The sequence below is a fragment of the Collinsella sp. TM04-29 genome, from assembly GCF_003466565.1.
Taxonomy (GTDB): domain Bacteria; phylum Actinomycetota; class Coriobacteriia; order Coriobacteriales; family Coriobacteriaceae; genus Collinsella.
In genome coordinates this window covers 365,342-385,810 of record NZ_QSPW01000001.1, presented here as the reverse complement: position 1 = coordinate 385,810, position 20,469 = coordinate 365,342, and the positions used below count along the sequence as shown (strand labels likewise).

15 protein-coding genes are annotated in these 20,469 nt (G+C 61.2%); 1 reads left to right on the top strand and 14 read right to left on the bottom strand.

Annotation, left to right across the window (positions count from 1 at the left end):
• Position 1 precedes the first annotated feature (1 nt).
• Genes fabF through DXD39_RS01695 form a run of 6 tightly spaced genes read right to left on the bottom strand, consistent with a single transcriptional unit; the run spans position 2 to position 5,202 of the window.
• Entirely contained in the window at positions 2–1,249 is a 1,248-nt protein-coding gene (fabF, locus tag DXD39_RS01720; RefSeq protein WP_117802941.1) for a beta-ketoacyl-ACP synthase II, read from the bottom strand.
• 39 nt (positions 1,250–1,288) lie between these two features.
• Positions 1,289–2,062 carry a 3-oxoacyl-[acyl-carrier-protein] reductase gene (fabG, locus tag DXD39_RS01715; RefSeq protein WP_117759506.1) on the bottom strand — a complete coding sequence of 258 codons (774 nt, stop codon included), beginning with the start codon at positions 2,060–2,062 and terminating at the stop codon, positions 1,289–1,291.
• Between the two features lie 30 nt (positions 2,063–2,092).
• On the bottom strand, positions 2,093–3,019 hold the full coding sequence (locus DXD39_RS01710) for an ACP S-malonyltransferase (RefSeq protein ID WP_117802940.1): 927 nt from the start codon (positions 3,017–3,019) through the stop codon (positions 2,093–2,095).
• The gene (fabK, locus tag DXD39_RS01705; protein WP_117563768.1) at positions 3,007–3,951 is read right to left on the bottom strand and encodes an enoyl-[acyl-carrier-protein] reductase FabK; all 945 of its coding nucleotides are present in this window, start codon (positions 3,949–3,951) and stop codon (positions 3,007–3,009) included. Before fabK ends, DXD39_RS01710 begins: the two co-directional genes overlap by 13 nt.
• A gap of 2 nt (positions 3,952–3,953) precedes the next feature.
• Entirely contained in the window at positions 3,954–4,190 is a 237-nt protein-coding gene (locus tag DXD39_RS01700) for an acyl carrier protein (protein ID WP_006235019.1), read from the bottom strand.
• Positions 4,191–4,242: 52 nt separating this feature from the next.
• Positions 4,243–5,202, bottom strand: a complete 960-nt coding sequence (locus DXD39_RS01695; RefSeq protein ID WP_117802939.1) for a 3-oxoacyl-ACP synthase III family protein — start codon at positions 5,200–5,202, stop codon at positions 4,243–4,245.
• A gap of 174 nt (positions 5,203–5,376) precedes the next feature.
• On the opposite strand from DXD39_RS01695, the gene DXD39_RS01690 reads away from it, so the two are divergent.
• Positions 5,377–6,153, top strand: a complete 777-nt coding sequence (locus DXD39_RS01690) for a biotin--[acetyl-CoA-carboxylase] ligase (protein WP_117635351.1) — start codon at positions 5,377–5,379, stop codon at positions 6,151–6,153.
• Positions 6,154–6,269: 116 nt separating this feature from the next.
• Here DXD39_RS01690 and rpsJ read toward each other — a convergent pair whose 3' ends face one another.
• From rpsJ to DXD39_RS01650, 8 genes are all read right to left on the bottom strand, one after another.
• Entirely contained in the window at positions 6,270–6,578 is a 309-nt protein-coding gene (rpsJ, locus tag DXD39_RS01685) for a 30S ribosomal protein S10 (RefSeq protein WP_022094184.1), read from the bottom strand.
• Between the two features lie 60 nt (positions 6,579–6,638).
• On the bottom strand, positions 6,639–8,738 hold the full coding sequence (gene fusA / locus DXD39_RS01680; RefSeq protein ID WP_022094183.1) for an elongation factor G: 2,100 nt from the start codon (positions 8,736–8,738) through the stop codon (positions 6,639–6,641).
• Positions 8,739–8,757: 19 nt separating this feature from the next.
• Entirely contained in the window at positions 8,758–9,231 is a 474-nt protein-coding gene (gene rpsG, locus DXD39_RS01675; RefSeq protein ID WP_006235013.1) for a 30S ribosomal protein S7, read from the bottom strand.
• 73 nt (positions 9,232–9,304) lie between these two features.
• Positions 9,305–9,682 (bottom strand): 30S ribosomal protein S12, encoded by a 378-nt coding sequence (rpsL, locus tag DXD39_RS01670; RefSeq protein WP_006235012.1) that lies wholly within the window; start codon positions 9,680–9,682, stop codon positions 9,305–9,307.
• Positions 9,683–10,364: 682 nt separating this feature from the next.
• Positions 10,365–11,441, bottom strand: a complete 1,077-nt coding sequence (locus DXD39_RS01665; protein WP_117802938.1) for a DUF4179 domain-containing protein — start codon at positions 11,439–11,441, stop codon at positions 10,365–10,367.
• Positions 11,392–11,910, bottom strand: coding sequence for an RNA polymerase sigma factor (locus DXD39_RS01660; protein ID WP_233541074.1), 519 nt, complete (start codon positions 11,908–11,910; stop codon positions 11,392–11,394). The genes DXD39_RS01665 and DXD39_RS01660 overlap by 50 nt, the downstream gene beginning before the upstream one ends.
• Positions 11,911–12,295: 385 nt before the next feature.
• Positions 12,296–16,774, bottom strand: coding sequence for a DNA-directed RNA polymerase subunit beta' (locus DXD39_RS01655; RefSeq protein ID WP_199411484.1), 4,479 nt, complete (start codon positions 16,772–16,774; stop codon positions 12,296–12,298).
• A 6-nt stretch (positions 16,775–16,780) separates the two neighbouring features.
• Positions 16,781–20,209, bottom strand: coding sequence for a DNA-directed RNA polymerase subunit beta (locus tag DXD39_RS01650; protein ID WP_229071722.1), 3,429 nt, complete (start codon positions 20,207–20,209; stop codon positions 16,781–16,783).
• Positions 20,210–20,469: the final 260 nt, after the last annotated feature.

Here is a 20,469-nt window from a genome sequence, read left to right as displayed (position 1 = left end):
TCTAGCTCCTCGTATATCTACGCAGCGCAATGGCGGCGTTGTGCCCGCCAAAGCCCAGGTTGGTCGAAAGCGCCCAGGTAAGGTCGGCGCGAACCGCTCGATTAGGCGTGTAGTCAAGATCGCAGGCGGGATCGGGCGTGTGGTAGTTAATGGTCGGGGGCACCACGCCCTGCTCGAGCGCCATGGCACAGGCCATGACCTCGATGGCACCCGTAGCACCGATCATGTGGCCGGTCATCGACTTGGTCGACGAGACGTGCGCCGCGCGCGCCGCGTCCTCGCCGAGCGCACGCTTAATGCCCGCCGTCTCGGACGAATCGTTGAGTTTAGTCGAGGTGCCGTGAGCGTTGATGTAGAGGCCCTCGGAAGGCTTAACGTCGCCCTCGGCCACCGCCAGCGATATCGCACGGGCAATGCCGGCAGCCTCGGGATCGGGGCTCGTGATGTGATAGGCATCATCGGTGTTGCCGTAGCCCACGACCTCGGCATAAATGTGCGCACCGCGCGCCTGCGCATGTTCCATGCTCTCGAGCACGAGCACGCAGGCGCCCTCGCCCATCACAAAGCCGTCGCGATTCGCATCGAACGGACGACAAGCCGTCGCAGGATCGGGATTGGTAGTGAGTGCACGGCAGGACGTAAAGCCCGCAACGGCATCGGGGATGATGGCCGCCTCGGCACCGCCGGCGAGAATCGCATCGGCATAGCCATGCTTGATGGCGCGGAACGCCTCGCCCACGGCATGAGCCGAGGTCGCGCACGCGGTCACCACGGGCAGGGTCGGGCCTTTTGCCTTGTGGCGGATCGCGATATTGCCCGAAGCCATATTGGGAATCATCATCGCAATCATGTAAGGCGATGCGCGGCGGGGCCCACGGTCGGCAATCGTATGGACGTTGTCGACAAGCGTCTGCATGCCGCCCACGCCTGAACCCACGTAGACGCCCAGGCGCTCGCGATCGATGGCGCCTTCGACATCAAAGCCCGCATCGTGCATGGCCTCGTCCGACGCCGCCAGTGCAAACTGAACGCAGGGGTCTAAGTGCTTGGCATCGTGCTTGCCAAAGTAGTCGTTGCCGTCAAAGCCCTTGACCTCGGCCGCCACCTTGACGGCAAACGCATCCGTATCGAAGTGCGTAATCGGGCCGATGCCACAGGTCCCGGCACACATGGCCGCCCAGGTGGCAAGCGCGGTGTTGCCAAGCGGCGACACGGCACCGATGCCGGTGATTGCAACTCTCTGTTCCATCATGCTCTCCTCATTCAAGCCGTTCTTCGGCCCTGGTTTCTACATCGCCATTCCGCCGTCGACGCGCACGACCTCACCCGTAATGTAGGCAGCCGCATCACTCGCCAAAAAGCGCACCACGCCGGCCACTTCCTCGGGGCGTGCCATGCGCTTAAGGGGAATCTGTTCCTCGGTTGCCGCACGCACCTTCTCCGAGAGCTTTGCCGTCATATCTGTCTCGACAAACCCGGGAGCGACCGCATTAACCCTCACGCCGCGGGGCGCAAGCTCGCGTGCCACCGCCTTGGTAAGCCCTATCACGCCCGCCTTGGAGGCAGCGTAGTTGGCTTGCCCGGCATTGCCCATTAGGCCCACGACCGAGCTCATGTTGATGACGCAACCGCCGCGCTGACGCATAAAGGTCTTGGTGAGCGCGCGCGTCGTGTTGAACGTGCCCTTGAGATTGACATCGAGCACGCGGTCGAAGGCATCGTCGCCCATACGCATGAGCAGGCCATCGCGGGTGATGCCGGCGTTGTTGACAAGCGCCCAAATGGAGCCAAAGTCGTTGAGGACCGTCTCCACGCACGCGTTGACGGCATCGGGCTCGGCCACGTCACATTGATATGCGCGCGCCGTGGCGCCAGCCGCCTCGCAGGCTTCGCACGTCTCACGCGCCGCATCGACGCTTCCGGCATAGATGACGGCGATATCAAAGCCGTCCTCCGCCAGGCCCACGGCACAAGCGCGACCGATACCGCGCGAGGCGCCCGTGACCAGCGCCACGCGACGCGAGTCGATGCGCTCGAGCGCGCCGTTGTTCAAGTTGCCCATGTCATTCCTTTCGGGTTACAGCCCTATGGGCTATGCGAGCTCGTTGGCAATAGCTGCGACCTGTTCTGCCGTTTCGCACGAATACACGCGAACGTCGCTCAACGTACGCTTGACCAAGCCGGACAGCGTTTTGCCAGGGCCGACCTCAATAAACGTGTCGATGCCCTGATTCTGCAGAGCATGCAGCGTGTCGACCCAACGAACGGCATGACTCACCTGATTGGCCAAGACATCCGATGCCGCTCGCGGGTCCGCCGGATAGGGCGCCGCCGTCATGTTTGCCATGACCGGAATCAGCAGCGGTGACGGCGCGTGGCCGGCTTGGATATACGTCGCCAGCCCCTCAGTCGCCTCGGCCATATAGGGGCTATGAAATGCGCCCGACACCGCGACTTTCATAGCGCGGCCGCCAGCCTCTTTTACTAGGACGTCGAGCTCCTGCAGCGCATCGGGCGCTCCGGCAACAACCGTCTGCTGCGGACTGTTGTAGTTGACCGGCCAGCAGTCCTCGCCGGCCTGTTTTGCCAGGTTCTCGACTTGCGCCGCATCGAGCTTGATGACGGCGCGCATGCCGCCCGGATGGCGCTCGGCAGCCGCGGCCATCAGCGCCGCGCGCTCGCACACGAGCTCAAAGCCCGCTCGCGTATCGAACGCCCCCGCAAAGGTGAGCGCGGCGACCTCGCCAAGCGAAAAACCCGCACAGGCGGCAGGTACCACGCCGCGCTCACGCAGGGCGGCAGCCGCTGCCAGATCGTGAACGAACACGCACGGCTGCGTGTTCTCGGTCTGCGAGAGTTCCTCCTTGGAGGCGCTTCGGCACTGCTCACTGGTCCCCGGGCGCACCTCGTCGGCAATGGCGAACACCTCGGCGGCCGCCGGCGATGCCTCGATCAGGTCGACGCCCATCGCGGGGTGCTGGGCGCCCTGCCCGGCAAACAGAAACGCTACGCCACCCATGCGCACGCACCCTTCAGGACGTGCTCGGCGCCATCGACCAGGTCGTCAACGATTTCACGTGCACTTTGGCGCTCGTTGACCATGCCGGCAATCTGTCCACACAAAAACGAGCCCTCTTCGTAATTGCCGTCCTTGGCGGCCTTGCGAAGGGCGCCCGTGCCCATGGCCCCGAGCTCCTCGACGCTTACGCCCGCCGCCTCGCTCTTGGCGTAGGCGTTGGTGAAGGGGCTCTTGAGGGCACGCACCGGGTGTCCCGTCGAGCGGCCGGTCGCACGCGTCGAGGTGTCGTTGGCCTTCAGGACCATCTCCTTGTACTGCTCCGATACGGTGCACTCATCTGCGATCAGAAAGCGCGTACCCACCTGCACGCCGGCGGCGCCCAGCATAAAGGCGGCCGCCACGCCGCGGCCATCGGCGATACCGCCAGCCGCAACCACGGGAATATCGACCGCATCTACAACCTGCGGCACCAGTGCCATCGTCGAGGTCTCGCCAATATGGCCGCCTGATTCGGTACCCTCGGCAACCACGGCAGTGGCTCCACGACGCGCCACGAGGCGCGCCAGCGCCACCGAGGCAACGACCGGGATGACCTTGATGCCCGCCTCGTTCCACGCCTTCATGTACTTGGTGGGATTGCCGGCACCCGTCACGACGACCGGCACCCGCTCGTCAATCACGACCCGCGCGACCTCGTCGGCAAACGGGCTCATGAGCATGACGTTGACGCCAAAGGGCTTATCCGTCCTGGCGCGCAGCTCATGAATCTGGTCGCGCAGCCAGTTGGCGTCGGCGTTCATGGCCGCGATAATCCCTAAGCCGCCCGCCTCGGACACTGCGGACGCCAGCGAGGCGTCGGCGATCCAGGCCATACCGCCCTGGAACACGGGCTTTTCGATGCCGAGCAGATCGCAGAGAGGAGTCTTGAGCATCTCTACTTCTCCAATGCCGCCTCGACCGTATCGGCGAACTCGCCGACCGTCTTGGGGTTCTCCTCGGTATCGAGCTGGATGCCAAACTCGTCCTCAACGGCGACGAGGATCTCGACGGTGCCCAGACTGTCGAGACCAATCTCCTCGAGCGTGGACTCGGGCTTCATCTCGACGTCGTCAAGACCAGCGGTCTCGCGGATCACGTCGCAAACGCGCTCGAAGGTCTTCTGATCTGCCATGGTAGTTCTCCTTTGTTTGTGCCCTAGGGGCGTTTTTATTTCCTATGTGCGACTACTTCCAACGAAGTAGATAGCCACCTATATCCAGACCGGCGCCAAATCCAACGAGGGCGATGGTGTCGCCCGTGTGCAGCGCGCCGGTATTTGCCAGTCGATCGAGAGCAAGCGGAATGCATGCGCTCGAAATGTTGCCGGTCTCGCGCAGCGTTCGAACCACGCGCTTGTCTGGCACACCGAGGCGCTTGACCGCCTGACTCAGGATTCGTTCGTTAGCCTGATGGAATACAAAATGGTCGATGTCCTCGACCGAAATGCCCGCATCGCTCGCAAGCTTATGGACCGTGTCGCAAATCGCGTTGACGCCGAACTTGAACACGCGGCGGCCATTCATGGACAGCACGCTCTCGCTATCTGCGGAGGCCTTAAACGGCGAGGTGCCGACCAGACCGGGAACGCACAACGTCTCGACGTCGGGCGCCGTCGAAAGCTCAACGGCAAGGGGGCTGTCTCCCCCAGCCTCAATCACCGCGGCGCCTGCCCCATCGCCAAAGAGCACACAGGTGGCGCGGTCGGTCCAGTCGAGCGCGCGCGTCATCTGCTCGGCGGCAACGACAAGCACATGCTTGGCTCGTCCTCGGGCGATATAGCCCTCGGCAACATCGAGCGCAAATACGAAGCCGGCGCAGGCAGCCGAGACATCGAAGGCAGGGCACGTCGCGCCCAGTCGCTCAGCAACGGCACACGCCTCGGCGGGAACAAGGTGGTCACCCGTCGTCGTCGAGCAGACGATCAGATCCAACTGGCTCGCGTCGATTCCGGACACCTGAAGTGCCCGCTCGCTCGCCGCTACGGCAAGGTCGTCAAGTGACTCGGTGGTGCAGACGTGGCGACTCTTAATACCTGTGCGGGTAAAAATCCACTCATCCGAGGTATCGAGGAACTCGGACAGCTCGTCATTGGAAACACTGCGCTTAGGAAGCGCCGAGCCTGTTCCAAGAATCGTGAAACCCATCACTAACCTCCTTTGAGTTGTTGACGTGTTTACATCGACCAAGAGAGGATAGCGCATTTCGGTCGTTGTTAACGTGTTAACATTAAATTGTCCAAATGCGACAAAGGCTTCACATTGTGTCTCTCTCGACACCATTGCGTTATTCACTTATTCATTAAGGAGGTAGCAGCCGTTATGGATGCCAAATTAACGATAGTCGACGTAACCGGATCGACCAACGATGACCTGCTCGAAGCAGGAAAACAGGGAGCGCCGCACGGCACAGGACTTGCCGCCCGGGCTCAGACAGCAGGACGCGGCCGGCGCGGCCACAAGTGGGATTCAACCGCCGGCAACCTATTGCTTTCGATTGTCCTGCGTCCATGCGTTAATCCTGCGAAGTACTCTGGTCTTGCTGCCGTCAGCGGCCTAGCGGTGCTCGAGGCGCTCGAAAAACAGGGTCTTGCAAACGAGATTGGCCTCAAATGGCCCAACGACCTGGTCGCGCGTGGACGCAAACTCGGCGGCATTCTGGTCGAGGCCGCACGCGATAACGAAGGCAAACCTTTCGCCGTCTGTGGCATTGGTGTCAATGTGAACTATGCGCCCCAAGAGGTGCCCGATGGCGGCCTGCCGGCAATCGGTCTCTCGGACCTTAACGAGAACGTTCCAGCTGTCGACATGCTCCTCGATGAGGTCTATCACGCAGTTATAGACGCTATAGATGCCTGGGCAGAACGCCTCAACGCCATGGAAGAAAACACCGGACCGCTCGCGCCCGTCCACGGCGAATATGTCGCTCACCTCAATTGGATTGGAAAGCACGTTATCGCCCGCTCCCCTGCCGGTGACGAGCTGGCGCGAGGCATCTTTAAAACGGTCGATGGCTTTGGTCGTGCGTGCATCGAAACAGAAGACGGCTTGCGATCCTTCCATTTTGAGGAAGCGTCATTGCGCCCCTTGAGTGAGTAGGTCGCCACAGCCAGCCGCTCGGCAGCCTTACCCGGCGATCCAAACCCATCATGCAAAACAAAAGGGCCCCGCTACCGTAACGGCAGCGGGGCCCTTTAAGCTATGAGCGATATCGCTTAGAGCTTGATGTCGATGTCGACGCCAGCGGGGAGGTCGAGACGCATAAGCGAATCAACGGTGCCCGAGGTGGGGTCGAGGATGTCGATGAGGCGCTTGTGGGTGCGCATCTCGAACTGCTCACGGGAGTCCTTGTTCACGTGCGGCGAGCGGATAACCGTGTACAGGTTGCGCTCGGTGGGCAGGGGGACAGGACCGGAAACGCGAGCGCCGGTCTTCTGAGCGGTCTCGACGATGAGCTTCGCGGACTGATCGACGACCTCGTGATCATAGCCCTTGAGGCGAATGCGGATCTTCTGGGTAGCCAACTTAAACCTCCAAAGAGTGCGAGAGATGCTCTCGCGGATTACGTAACAGGGAGCTCGAACTTAGGCGTTCTTGCTCATGACCTCGTCCACGATGGACTTGGGCGCGGGCTCATAAGAGTCGAACTGCATCGTGTAGGATGCACGGCCCTGGGTCTGGGAGCGAAGGTCGGTAGCGTAACCGAACATCTCGCCCAGCGGCACCTTGGCACGGATGAGCTTGCTGTTCTTGCGATCCTCCATGCCCTCGATCTTGCCGCGGCGACCGGAGAGGTTGCCCATAACGTCGCCCATGTACTGCTCGGGGGTCTCGACCTCGACAGCCATGATCGGCTCGAGCAGCTGCGGGTCGGACTTCTTGAGGGCGTCCTTGATAGCCATGGAACCGGCGATCTTAAAGGCGGCCTCGGAGGAGTCGACCTCGTGGTAAGAACCGTCGAACAGGGTGACCTTAACGTCGAGGACCGGGAAGCCGGCGATAACACCGGTGTTCAGGGCCTCCTGGATGCCCTTGTCGATGGACGGGATGTACTCCTTGGGCACGACGCCGCCGACGATAGCGTTGACGAACTCGTAGCCGAAGCCCTCCTCCATCTTCTCGAGCTTGATGACGGCGTGGCCGTACTGACCGCGACCACCGGACTGACGGACGAACTTGCCCTCAGCCTTCTCGACGTCGTGACCAGCGGTCTCGCGGTAGGCAACCTGGGGCTTACCAACGTTAGCGTCAACCTTGAACTCGCGGAGCAGACGGTCGACGATAATCTCGAGGTGCAGCTCGCCCATGCCGGCGATGATGGTCTGGCCGGTCTCGTGGTTGGTGGACACCTGGAAGGTCGGGTCCTCCTCGGCGAGCTTGGTCAGAGCCAGGGACATCTTGTCCTGCTCGGCCTTGGTCTTGGGCTCGATGGCAACGTCGATAACGGGCTTAGCGAACTCGATCTTCTCGAGGACGATCTCCTTGCCCTCGGCGCACAGGGTGTCACCGGTGGTGGAGTTCTTGAATCCGACGCAAGCGACGATGTCGCCGGCGGCAGCGTCGTCACGGTCGATACGCTCGGCGGCGTTCATCTCGAGGATGCGGCCGAGGCGCTCGCGCTGACCGTTGGAAGCGTTGACAACGTAGGAGCCGGACTCGGCGCGGCCGGAGTAAACGCGGACGTAGGTGAGCTTACCGACGAACGGGTCGGTCATGATCTTGAAGACCAGGCCGGAGAAGGGCTCGTCGAAGGAAGGATGACGCTGGATCTCCTCGCCGGTGTCCGGATCGGTACCGGTGACGGCCTCAACGTCGAGCGGGCTGGGCAGGTAGTCGACGACAGCGTCGAGCAGCTCCTGGACGCCCTTGTTCTTGTAGGCGGAGCCCACGAAGACGAGGTTGAGCTCGTTGGCCAGAACGCCCTTACGCAGAGCAGCCTTGAGCTCCTCGACGGTGAAGTCCTCCTCCATGAGGATCTTCTCCATGAGCTCGTCGTCAAAGCTGGCAGCAGCGTCGAGGAGCTCCTCGCGCTTGGTGGCAGCGATGTCGGCGAACTCAGCCGGGATCTCGTCCATCGGCTCGGGGTAGGTCATGCCCTTCTCGTCGGCCTTGAAGTCCCATGCAGTCATGGTGACCAGGTCGATGACGCCCCAGAAGTTGTCCTCGGCGCCCATCGGGACCTGAGCGGCCACGGCGTTAGCGTCGAGACGATCCTTCATGGTCTCGATAGCGTTGAAGAAGTCAGCGCCCACGCGGTCATACTTGTTGATGAAGGCGATGCGGGGAACGTTGAAGGTAGAAGCCTGACGCCAAACGGTCTCAGACTGGGGCTGAACGCCGGCAACGGCGTCGAAGACGGCGACAGCGCCATCGAGGACGCGCAGGCAGCGCTCGACCTCGGCGGTGAAGTCAACGTGGCCCGGGGTGTCGATGATCTGGATGCGGTAGTCCTTACCGTCCTTGTTCCAGAAGCACGTGGTAGCAGCGGAGGTAATGGTTACGCCGCGCTCCTGCTCCTGAACCATCCAGTCCATGGTGGCAGCGCCCTCATGGACCTCACCGATCTTGTGGGTCTTACCGGTGTAGTAAAGAATACGCTCGGTCGTGGTGGTCTTACCGGCATCGATGTGAGCCATGATGCCGATGTTACGGGTATCGGAAAGCTTGTACTTAGGCTTAGCCATGTTAGTTCCTTACCTTAACTTACCAACGATAGTGAGAGAACGCGCGGTTGGCCTCGGCCATCTTGAAGACGTCCTCACGCTTCTTGACGGAAGCGCCCAGGCCGTTGGAGGCGTCGAGGATCTCGTTGGCGAGACGCTCGGCCATGGTCTTCTCCTTGCGAGCGCGGGAGAAGTTGACGATCCAGCGGATGCCCAGAGCGGTGGAACGACGGGAGTTGACCTCCATCGGGACCTGATAGGTAGCGCCACCGACACGCTTGGGCTTAACCTCGAGCGTGGGCTTGACGTTGTCCATAGCCTTCTTGAAGGTAGCGAGAGCGTCGCCGCCCTCGGACTTCTCGGCAACGATCTCGAAAGCGGTGTAAACGATGCGCTCAGCGGTGGCCTTCTTGCCGTCAAGAAGGACCTTGTTGATGAGCTGAGTCACCAGGCGGTTGTTGTAAACGGCGTCAGGCTGAACCTCACGACGATTAGCTGCTGCACGACGCGGCATGTGAAATCTCCTTAAGTGTCTACCGTGCGGCGCTTAGGCGGCACACGGCGAAAGTATCAAAACGTTATCTGGCTTATTTAGCCTTGGGGCGCTTAGCACCGTACTTGGAACGGGCCTGCATACGGTTCTGGACCGGAGCAGCGTCGTAGGCGCCACGGATGACGTGATAACGGACACCAGGGAGGTCACGGACACGACCGCCGCGGACGAGCACGATGGAGTGCTCCTGCAGGTTGTGGCCCTCACCCGGGATGTAAGCAGTAACTTCGATGCCGTTGACAAGGCGAACACGGGCAACCTTACGAAGAGCCGAGTTCGGCTTCTTGGGGCTCGTGGTGAAGACGCGGGTGCACACGCCGCGCTTCTGGGAGTTGTGCTGCAGAGCAGCGTTCTTGGACTTCTTGGGCACGGAACGACGGCCCTGGCGAACCAGCTGGTTAATAGTAGGCAAAGCGTACTCCTTCTCGAATGATTCCAGCTTTCTGTAAAGTGCAACGGCTTGAATCGAGGGGTCAGCATCCCCCTACGAAACACGCAGTTCGATAGGATACGTGCCGTTAGCTGTGTCGTCAACAGACCACGCCGCCGGGCGTATCCCAAAATAGCTATATTTCCGCAAAGCCTACACAAAAGGAATCCCCTCCTGTGCGCGGGGGCGGATCCCCGGCCCGGGCGGCACAGGGGTTAAGTTTGCTGCTCTACAGTCCTGGCTCGCACGGAGGCCACATTAAGTGGCCTCCGGCTCGTGCGGAACTCGCGACAAACTTAACCCCTGTGCCGCCCGGGCCGGGGATCCGACGTGCTCGTCGGGGCAACGTTACCTGCCAAAAAGGGACAGGTTTATTTTGGTCGGTTTTATCTGAGGAAACGTCGCGCTCCAACGGTGATCCGCTCTCACCTGTCGCATGGAAATCGGCGGCGCTTTCGGAAGTATGCGGCAAATTCTGGACCCGCCGAGCGCACCGGGGTTTTGCGATAATAAACCCGCAGGTAGAGCGCTTGAGCATATACGGTGTGGTCGACCCATCAAGATTTTGCCGCATACTTCAGGAATGCAGGCGAATATCGTGCGGTCTAACCGCCCATTTACCGCAAAGAAGGCCGCTTCCCCTAGTAGAAAGCGGCCCCAAATCTTACGAATAGACGATGGTAAAGGGTTCCGACGTTTCGGCGCCCCCTGTTGAAGTGCAGCGTGTGCCTTCGAGCGTTACTGAAACCACTTGGTCGACATCAATCAACTTCGTTGGCACCCAAATGTTCTCTCCGCTATTGCGTCCCATCGAAACATAGAAATTGTACGCCCCTGCGTCGTCATCTTCGATAATCTGCTCTGACCCATCCTTGTAGGTGACGGTCAGTTTATGATCAACTGCTTCATAGCCCAGATCATCGATGTGCGTCTGGATGGAAAACGGACTGATCTCGAGAGGCGAGTCATCGGAGCGGAGTTCTTTTGTATCGACGTGCGCTCCGACGTTAAACTCTTGCGTCGATACCTCGATCACCTTCGCATCCCCACCTTTGCCCTCCGTCCAACTGATATTCCAGGTGACCGCATGTCGTAAATCTCGATCGCGATTCCAAGATGCAAAGTACATCGTGCCGTTAATGACCGTGTCGCTTGATGTGTCTTTATCAATGGTGCAGCGTGTATCAGCCCATTCCTCGCCGAAGTTCATGCTGGGTGTACTGACGCCCCCTTCTTCTTCACCATAGAGAACAAGTTCGCCAAGCTCTGCCGCCGGCTTGTAGTAGTTAACGCCATTCGGATTGGACAATGTAAACGTCACAGCACCGCAACCGTTCTCGTCGATTGCCATCTCATGAATGTCGAGCGTATAGCCGTTGCCCTCGACGGACAGATTGACCTTCTGGACTGCACCCTCCAGGCTTTGGGGCGCGATACCATCACCAAACTCTCTGGTGTAGGTATATTTCGTCCCCGACGAGCCGCCATTTGTCCAGGTAACGGACTCTCCGTTGCCATGGTTTCCCCAGGCAGAGGCAAAATAACTGGAATTGACAACAGCGTAGGCGACCCCTCCGGTCGCCAGCACTCCGGCAAGGCATCCGATTACGGCAACATACAGAGGCTTCGCGTGACCCTTTCGGCGAAGCGGCTCGCCAGCAGCGGCATAAAGAACACGGTCAGCAAGATCGCTATCGGCTTGGACGGACTCGAAGGCCTGCTTGATCTGGTTGGATTTCACGGTCGCCCTCCTCTAGGATGAACTTGAGCTTCGATCTGCCGCGAGCTAAACGCGTTCGAACGGTCGCGGCTGGCACATGCAGTAACTCGGCAATTTCTGAAGTCGAGAAGCCCAGATAGTAATAGAGCACGATAGGAATACGGAATCGCTCCGGAAGTCGCATAACGTCTGACAGGACCGCCTTGGTCTCCTCCTGCGCCGTCGAAAGCGAATCGGCCAGGTTCTCAATATCCTCCACGCGCCTCCATGGCTTTCGAAAGAGCGATTTGCATTCATTGATCGTGACCCGGATAAGCCATCGACGAAGATGTTCCCAGCTTTCAAATTGCGCATCGCTTTTGAGTAACTTCAGAAAGACGTCTTGAGCGACATCGTCGGCGTCGGCGCGATCACGCAGGTACGTCAACGCGATCCGAAACACGACATCCCGGTGGTCTTCGACCGCCTGTCTAAATGCTTGTTCTTCCATAATCACCTCCCGGTGACGCTGATGGTTCTTGATGAGGTCCTCACCATAGATACGCTTTGGCCGAACGAAATGTTTCAAATCCAAGCAGGAAAAACCTACCAAAATAAACCTGTCCCTTTTTGGCAAAAGGAATCCCCTTCTGTGCGCGGGGGCAGATTCCCGGAACGGGCCGCCCGCTGTTTAAGTTTGCTGCTCTACAGTCCTGCGCAAGACGGAAAGCACATTAAGTGCTTTCCTTTGCGTGCGGAACTCGCGACAAACTTAAACAGCGGGCGGCCCGTTCCGGGAATCCGACGTACTCGTCGGGGCAACGTTCCTCATCAAAAAAGACCCGCTCCCCTGTTGGGAAGCGGGTCTTTGGAAGGGCGGTTAACGTACTAGGAAATTATTCCTCGTCGTTGTCCTTGGCCTCTTCGGCGTCGTCGGTGTCTACGAGCTGGTTGAGTAGCTCGTCGAGGGAAGCCATGTCCTCGTTGATGGCACCGTTGGCGGGAGCCTTCTTGTCGTCAATCGGGGCGCCCAGGAGCTCCTCGTCGGCGTCGGCGTGATGCGTCGGCGTGGCGGAGGTGCCCAGCAGGATGTCGTCCGGACCGTCGGGGCTAAAGACCATCTGCAGCAGCTGCGAGAGGTCTTCCTCGTCGGCAACGTCGTCGTTGTTCTCGAGGATGTAGAGCAGGTCGTGGGCCTCCAGACCGTCACGGAGCTCCTCGATCGCCTTGGCACCGATACCATCGATGCGCAGCAGATCCTCCTCGGACTTGCCAACCAGGTCGCCGACCGTCTCGATGCCGACCTCGCTGAACTTGTTGGTCCAGCGCTGCGACACGCCCAGGTCGTCGAACAGGTACAGGCGAGCCTTCTCGGCGGAGATGGTGTGGCCGTTGCGGGTGAACGAACCGTCAGCACCACCGAACTCGTCGTAGCCGGCCCAGTCGAGCTGCTGCGGGAGCTGCTCGTCCAGGTCCTTGAGCTCAACCGGAGCCCACTCGGGCAGCGACTTGGCGTTGGGCGAAGCCGGGCCGTCGATGTCCACGTAGCCGTCGGCCGTACGATACGTCAGCTTGGCGTTGGCGTACGGCTTGAGGCCGGTACCAGCCGGAATCTTCTTACCGACGATGACGTTGGACTTGAGGTCGAGCAGGTGGTCGACCTTGCCCTCGATGGCAGCCTCGGTAAGGACGCCGGCGGTACGGATGAACGAAGCGCTCGACAGCCAGGAGTCGATGTTGGACGCGACCTTGAGCGTACCCAGGATGACGGGCTCGGCCACGGGAGCCTGACCGCCCAGACGGGCAACGCGCTCAACCTCGTCGGCGAACTCATAGCGGTCGACGTACTGACCAAGCAGGTACTTGGAGTCGCCGGGGTTGGTGATCTGAACGCGACGCAGCATCTGACGTGCGAGCACCTCGATGTGCTTGTCATTCAGGTCGACGCCCTGGCTGGTGTAGACGTCCTTAACGCTCTCGACGAAGGTGTGCATCGTCGACTCGATGTCGGTCAGCTTGCGCAGGTTGCGGAAGTTGACGAAGCCCTTGGTGATCTGGTCGCCGGCGCGAACCTCGCAGCCGTCCTCGATCTCGGGCATGAAGCGCACCGATGCGGGGACGCGACGCTCGTCGAGGACACGGGTGTGATCCTCGGAATCGGTGAGCGTCAGCACGTACTCGGACTTCTCGGGCTTAATCGAGAGGTGACCGGAGTACGGAGCCAGCTCGGCCTCGCGACCCAGAATCTTCTCGTTGACGTTGCCGACGATATCGAACATACGGCTGACCGTAGGCAGACCCTGCGTAATATCGTCGACGCCAGCGACGCCGCCGGAGTGAATGGTACGCATCGTAAGCTGCGTACCGGGCTCGCCGATGGACTGGGCGGCAATAATGCCGACCGCGGTACCGATGGCGACCGGACGACGGGTGGAAAGATCCCAGCCGTAGCACTTCTGGCACACGCCGTACTTGGAGCGGCAGGTGAGCAGCGCGCGGAGCTTGACCTTCTTGAGGCCCGCATCGACCATCTTCTGGATGTCGGCGACCTTCTCGATGTAACCGTCCTGCTCAAAGAGCACGGTGCCATCGGGAGCCACGACGTCCTCAATGAAGCAACGGCCGACGAGGTCGGTGTTGAGGTCGGTGGTGCCGGGGATGATGAGGTTGTAGGTGACGCCCTCGTGCGTACCGCAGTCCTCCTCGCGGACGATGACGTCCTGGGCCACGTCGACCAGACGACGGGTCAGGTAACCAGAGTCCGAGGTGTGGGATGCGGTATCGACCAGGCCCTTACGGGCGCCGTAGGTCGAAATGAAGTACTCGAGCGGCAGCAGGCCCTCGCGGAAGTTCGCCTTAATGGGAAGGTCGATCGTCTCGCCGGACATGTCTGCCATCAGGCCACGCATGCCGCCGAGCTGACGCAGCTGGGTCTTAGAACCACGGGCGCCGGAGTCGGCCATCATGTACAGCGGGTTCTCCTCGTCGAACATGTCAAGCATGAGCGCAGCGACCTTATCGGTACAAGCGGTCCACTCGTTAACGACTTCGATGTGGCGCTCCGTCTCGTTGATGAAGCCCTCCTCGAAGTACTCGTTGATCTGGTCGACGTTGGCCTGGGCGCGGTCGAGCAGCCCCTGCTTCTCGGCAGGGATGAGAGCGTCCCACACCGAGATGGTGAGGCCGGCGCGGGTAGCGTAGTGGAAGCCGGAGTACTTGATGGCGTCGAGGATCGGGCCGACCTTGGCCTCGGGGTAACGATCGCAGCAGTCCGCAACCAGCTTAGCCACGTCGCCCTTGACCATCTTGTAGTTCATGAACTCATAGTCTTCGGGCAGGCACTGGCGGTTGAAGATGATGCGGCCGATAGAGGTCTCGAAGCGCGCGGTCTTGTTGCCGGTGACGTCGTAGTCGACGAACTCGTTCTTGCCGTTCTTGACGCGGAAGATACGGGTGCCGTCCTCGTTGATGACGTTGGCGTTCTCGGCGGACACGCGGACCTGGATCTTGGCCTGCATGTCGACCTCGGAGCGGCAGTCATAGGCGTGCAGCGCGTCGTCGAAGCTCGAGAACACGTGGTTCTCGCCCGGCAGACCGTCGCGGACCTGGGTCAGGTAGTACACGCCGATGATCATGTCCTGCGAAGGGATGTTGACCGGCTTGCCGGATGCCGGCGAGCGCAGGTTGTTCGCAGAGAGCATGAGCACGCGAGCCTCGGCCTGAGCCTGGCTGGACAGCGGCACGTGGACAGACATCTGGTCGCCGTCGAAGTCGGCGTTGAAGGGCGAGCAGACCAGCGGGTGCAGGTGGATAGCCTTGCCCTCGACCAGCACCGGCTCAAAGGCCTGGATGGACAGACGGTGCAGGGTCGGTGCACGGTTGAGCAGCACGACGCGGCCGTCGATGACCTCTTCGAGAATGTCCCACACAAAGGTGGCACCACGGTCGATAGCGCGCTTGGCGCCCTTGATGTTCTCGACCTTGCCAAGCTCGACCAGGCGCTTCATGACGAAGGGCTTGAAGAGCTCCAGCGCCATGGTCTTGGGCAGACCGCACTGGTGCAGCAGCAGCTTGGGGTCGGTAACGATTACCGAACGGCCGGAGTAGTCGACACGCTTGCCCAGCAGGTTCTGACGGAAACGACCCTGCTTGCCCTTGAGGGCCTCGGCGAGCGACTTGAGCGGGCGACCGCCACGGCCAGAGACCGGGCGACCACGACGGCCGTTGTCGAACAGGGCGTCCACGGACTCCTGGAGCATGCGCTTCTCGTTGTTCACGATGATCGCAGGGGCGTCCAGGTCGAGCAGGCGCTTGAGTCGGTTGTTACGGTTGATCACGCGACGATACAGGTCGTTGAGGTCGGACGCGGCGAAGCGGCCGCCGTCGAGCTGGACCATCGGGCGCAGATCGGGCGGAATGACCGGGATGACGTCCAGGATCATGTTCGCGGGGCTGTTGCCGCCCTTCAGGAAGGCGTCAACGACCTCGAGGCGCTTGACGGCCTTCTCGCGCTTCTGCTTCTGGGAGTCCTCGTCGGCGATGATGGCCTTGAGCTTCTCGGCCTCGGAGGGGAGGTCGATGGCAGCGAGCAGGTCGCGGACGGCCTCGGCACCCATGCCACCCTTGAAGTACATGGAGTAGTAACGGGTCATCTCGCGGAACAGCGGCTCATCGGAGATGAGGTCGCGCTCGGTGAGCTTCATGAAGGCGTTGAAGGCGTCCGTGCGGAGCTGCTTCTCGTCCTTGCACTCTTCCTCAATGTCGACGATGCCAGAGGCGATCTCCTCGGGGGTCAGCGGCTCCTCGTCGGAGAACTCGTCAAAGTTCTCGGGGTCGCCCTGCTCCTTGAGGGACTCGATCTGGCGGGCGCACTCGGCATCGATCTCTTCCAGATCGGCGGCGAGCTCCTCGCGCAGGTCGTCGGCGTCGGCCTCGCGAGCCTCGTAGTCGACCTCGGTGATAATGTAGCTGGCAAAGTACAGAACCTTCTCGAGGTCCTTGGACTTGATGTCGAGCATACGGCTCATCGGGAAGCTCGTGGGGCTCTTGAAGTACCAGATGTGGGACACGGGAGCGGCGAGCTCGATGTGGCCCATGCGGTCGCGACGCACCTTGGCCGAGGTGACCTCGACGCCGCAGCGCTCGCAGACGATGCCCTTAAAGCGGATGCCCTTGTACTTGCCGCAGGAGCACTCCCAGTCCTTGGCGGGACCGAAGATCTTCTCGCAGAACAGGCCGTCCTTCTCGGGCTTGAGGGTACGGTAATTGATGGTCTCCGGCTTCTTGACCTCGCCGTGCGACCAGGAACGGATCTGGTCGGCGGAGGCAAGGGAGATCTTTACCGAGTCAAAATCAGTAGCTTCGAAATCTGCCACAGTCAACTACTCCTTATCAGTGGTCGTGGCGGCGACAGCCTCGGGCGCCTCGGCGGTCTCGGCATCCTCGGCCTCGACGTCGGCGTCAACGCCGGCGAGCGCAGCCAGGTCGTCGAGAGCAGAGGTCTCCTCGGCGGTCACAGGGGCGGAGGCGTCCTCGTCGGCATCGTGCATGGGCTCGATGTCCAGTGCGAGGGAGCGGATCTCCTTGACGAGAACCTTGAAGGACTCGGGGATTCCCGGGACCGGAACATTCTCGCCCTTGACGATGGACTCGTAGGTCTTGACGCGGCCCACGGTATCGTCGGACTTGACGGTCAGGATCTCCTGCAGGACGTTGGAAGCACCGTATGCGTACAGTGCCCAAACTTCCATCTCGCCGAAGCGCTGGCCGCCGAACTGGGCCTTGCCGCCCAGAGGCTGCTGGGTAACCAGGCTGTAAGGGCCGGTCGAACGGGCGTGGATCTTGTCGTCGACCATGTGGCCGAGCTTGAGGATGTAGGACGTACCCACGGTAATGGGCTCGCGGAACTCCTCGCCGGTGCGGCCGTCGAACAGACGGGTCTTGCCGCGCTCGTCAAGCTGGGTGACAAACTCGGGGCGCATGTGATCGCCAAAGGCAGCGGTGGCCTTGTTGAGCATGTTCTTGTTGGCACGACGGATGACCTCGGCGATCTCGTCCTCCTTGGCGCCGTCGAAGACGGGCGTGGCGGTGAAGAACGGACCGGGGACGTACTTGTCGGAGTCGGCCTGCTCGGTATCCCAACCACACGCAGCAGCCCAGCCAAGGTGGCACTCGAGCAGCTGGCCGACGTTCATACGCGAAGGAACGCCCAGCGGGTTAAGGATAACGTCGATCGGGGTACCGTCAGCCATGTAGGGCATGTCCTCGACCGGCAGAACGTTACAGATAACACCCTTGTTGCCGTGGCGGCCGGCGATCTTATCGCCCTGCTGGATCTTACGACGCTGGGCGACGTAGACGCGCACCTGCTCGTTGACGCCGGGGGCCAGGTCGTCGCCGTTCTCGCGGCTAAAGCGGACGACGTCGATGACGCGGCCGTAAGCGCCGTGAGGCATCTTAAGGGAGGTGTCGCGGACATCGTGGGCCTTGGCACCGAAGATGGCGCGCAGCAGGCGCTCCTCGGCGGTCAGAGCGCTCTCGCCCTTAGGCGTGACCTTGCCGACCAGGATGTCGCCAGGGCCGACCTCGGCGCCGATGCGGATGATGCCGTCCTCGTCGAGGTTGGCAAGCATGTCCTCGGAGAGGTTCGGGATCTCGCGGGTGATCTCCTCGGGGCCGAGCTTGGTGTCGCGGGCGTCGATCTCGTGACGGGTGATGTTGATGGTCGTCAGCAGGTCCTCGGCCACCAGGCGCTCGGACACGACGATACCGTCCTCGTAGTTAAAGCCTTCCCACGGCATGTAGGCCACGGTGAGGTTCTGGCCCAGTGCGAGCTCGCCGTGATCGGTCGAAGGACCGTCGGCCAGAGGCTCGCCCTGTTCAACGGTGTCACCGACGCGCACGAGCGGACGGTGGTTGATGCAGGTGGACTGGTTGGAGCGCTGGTACTTGGCCAGATGATACTCGTCCATGCCGCCGGCATGCTTGACGATAATCTTGGCGGCGTCGGCAAAGATAACCTCGCCGGCGTTCTTGGCCAGGGTGACCTCGCCGGAGTCCAGAGCGGCGCGACGCTCCATGCCGGTACCGACATAGGGAGCGGCGGGGTGAACCAGCGGCACGGCCTGACGCTGCATGTTAGCGCCCATCAGCGTACGCTTGGCGTCGTCGTGCTCAAGGAACGGGATCAGCGTGGCTGCGACGGAGAGCATCTGACGCGGCGAGACGTCCATGTAGTCGACGTCCTCGACGGGCACGTCGGCGGGAGCGCCGAAGGAACCGTCGAAGTCGCGGGTACGGGCGATCACGGTGTGCGGGCGGACAAGCTTGCCCTCGGCATCGGTCGTGATGAACTCGTTGGTCTTGGGATCGAGCGGCGTGTTGGCCGGCGCGATAACGTGCTTCTCTTCCTCGTCAGCGGTCATCCAGTCGATCTGGTCGGTGGCAACGCCGTTCTCGACGCGACGGAACGGGGCCTCGATGAAGCCATACTCGTTGACGCGGGCGTAGAGGGCGAGCGAGCCGATCAGGCCGATGTTGGGGCCTTCGGGGGTCTCGATCGGGCACATGCGGCTGTAGTGCGAGTTGTGAACGTCGCGGACGGCCGTCGGCACGTTGGTGCGGCGGCTGGAGCCGGACTTGTGACCGGCAAGACCACCAGGGCCGAGTGCGGACAGACGGCGCTTGTGGGTCAGACCGGTCAGGGGGTTCGCCTGGTCCATGAACTGCGAGAGCTGCGAGGAACCGAAGAACTCCTTGATGGAGGCCACGATCGGGCGGATGTTGATGAGCGACTGTGGGGTTATCTCGTCGATGTCCTGGGAGCTCATGCGCTCACGGACGACGCGCTCCATACGGCTCATGCCGATACGGAATTGGTTGGCGACGAGCTCGCCAACGGTGCGGATACGGCGGTTGCCAAAGTGGTCGATGTCGTCGACCTTGAAGCCCTGCTCGCCGGCAGCGAGGGACAGCAGGTAGCGCAGCGTCGCGACGATATCCTCGTCGGTGAGCACCGTGACCTCTTCCTCGGTGGTGAGGTTGAGCTTCTTGTTGACCTTGTAACGACCGACGCGGGCCAGATCGTAGCGCTGCGGGTTAAAGAGCAGGCCCTCGAGCAGGCTGCGGGAAGCGTCCACGGTGGGAGGCTCGCCTGGGCGCAGGCGACGGTAGATCTCGATGAGGGCGTCCTCGCGGGTGAGGGCGGTGTCGCGCTCCAGGGTGCGCTTGATCACATCGGAGTTGCCGAGCAGCTCGATGATGTCGTCGTTGGTGACGGCGATGCCAAGGGCGCGCAGGAACATCGTGGCGCTCTGCTTGCGCTTACGGTCGATGGAGACCATGAGCTGGTCGCGCTTGTCGACCTCAAACTCAAGCCAGGCACCGCGGGACGGGATGATCTGGGCCTTGTAGATCTGCTTGCCCGAATCCATCTCGGAGCTGTAGTACACGCCCGGGGAGCGGACGAGCTGCGAGACGACGATACGCTCGGTACCGTTGATGATGAAGGTGCCCTGATCGGTCATCATGGGGAAGTCGCCCATAAAGACGAGCTGCTCCTTGATCTCGCCGGTCTCCTTGTTGGTGAGACGGACGTCGGTCAGAAGCGGAGCCTGATAGGTCATATCCTTCTCGCGGCACTCCTCGACGGTGTGCGCGGGGTCGCCGAACTGATGCTCGCCGAAGGTAACCTCGAGAACATGGTTCTGGCTCTGGATGGGGCTGGATTCCTTGAACGCCTCACGAAGGCCCTCGTCCTTAAAACGCTCAAAGGATTCCCTTTGAACAGAGATAAGGTTGGGGAGCTCCATGGCCTCCGGGATTTTCCCGAAGCTGACGCGCTTGCGCTCAGTGGCAGTGTATGCGTAGGTCACCAGGTTTTTCCTCCTTCACGGAAATGCTCGGTGGGTTGGCGAGGCATAGCTTCGCCAGTTATCGCAACCTAATAGTTTATCAGGTACCGACCGTTGGGCAAGAAAAGCCTTGACGCGATTGAGTTTTTGGAGTAGCAAAGTTTTTCGACAGAAAACACGCAGGTAGATGTATGTGTATCGAACATCTGTTCATATAT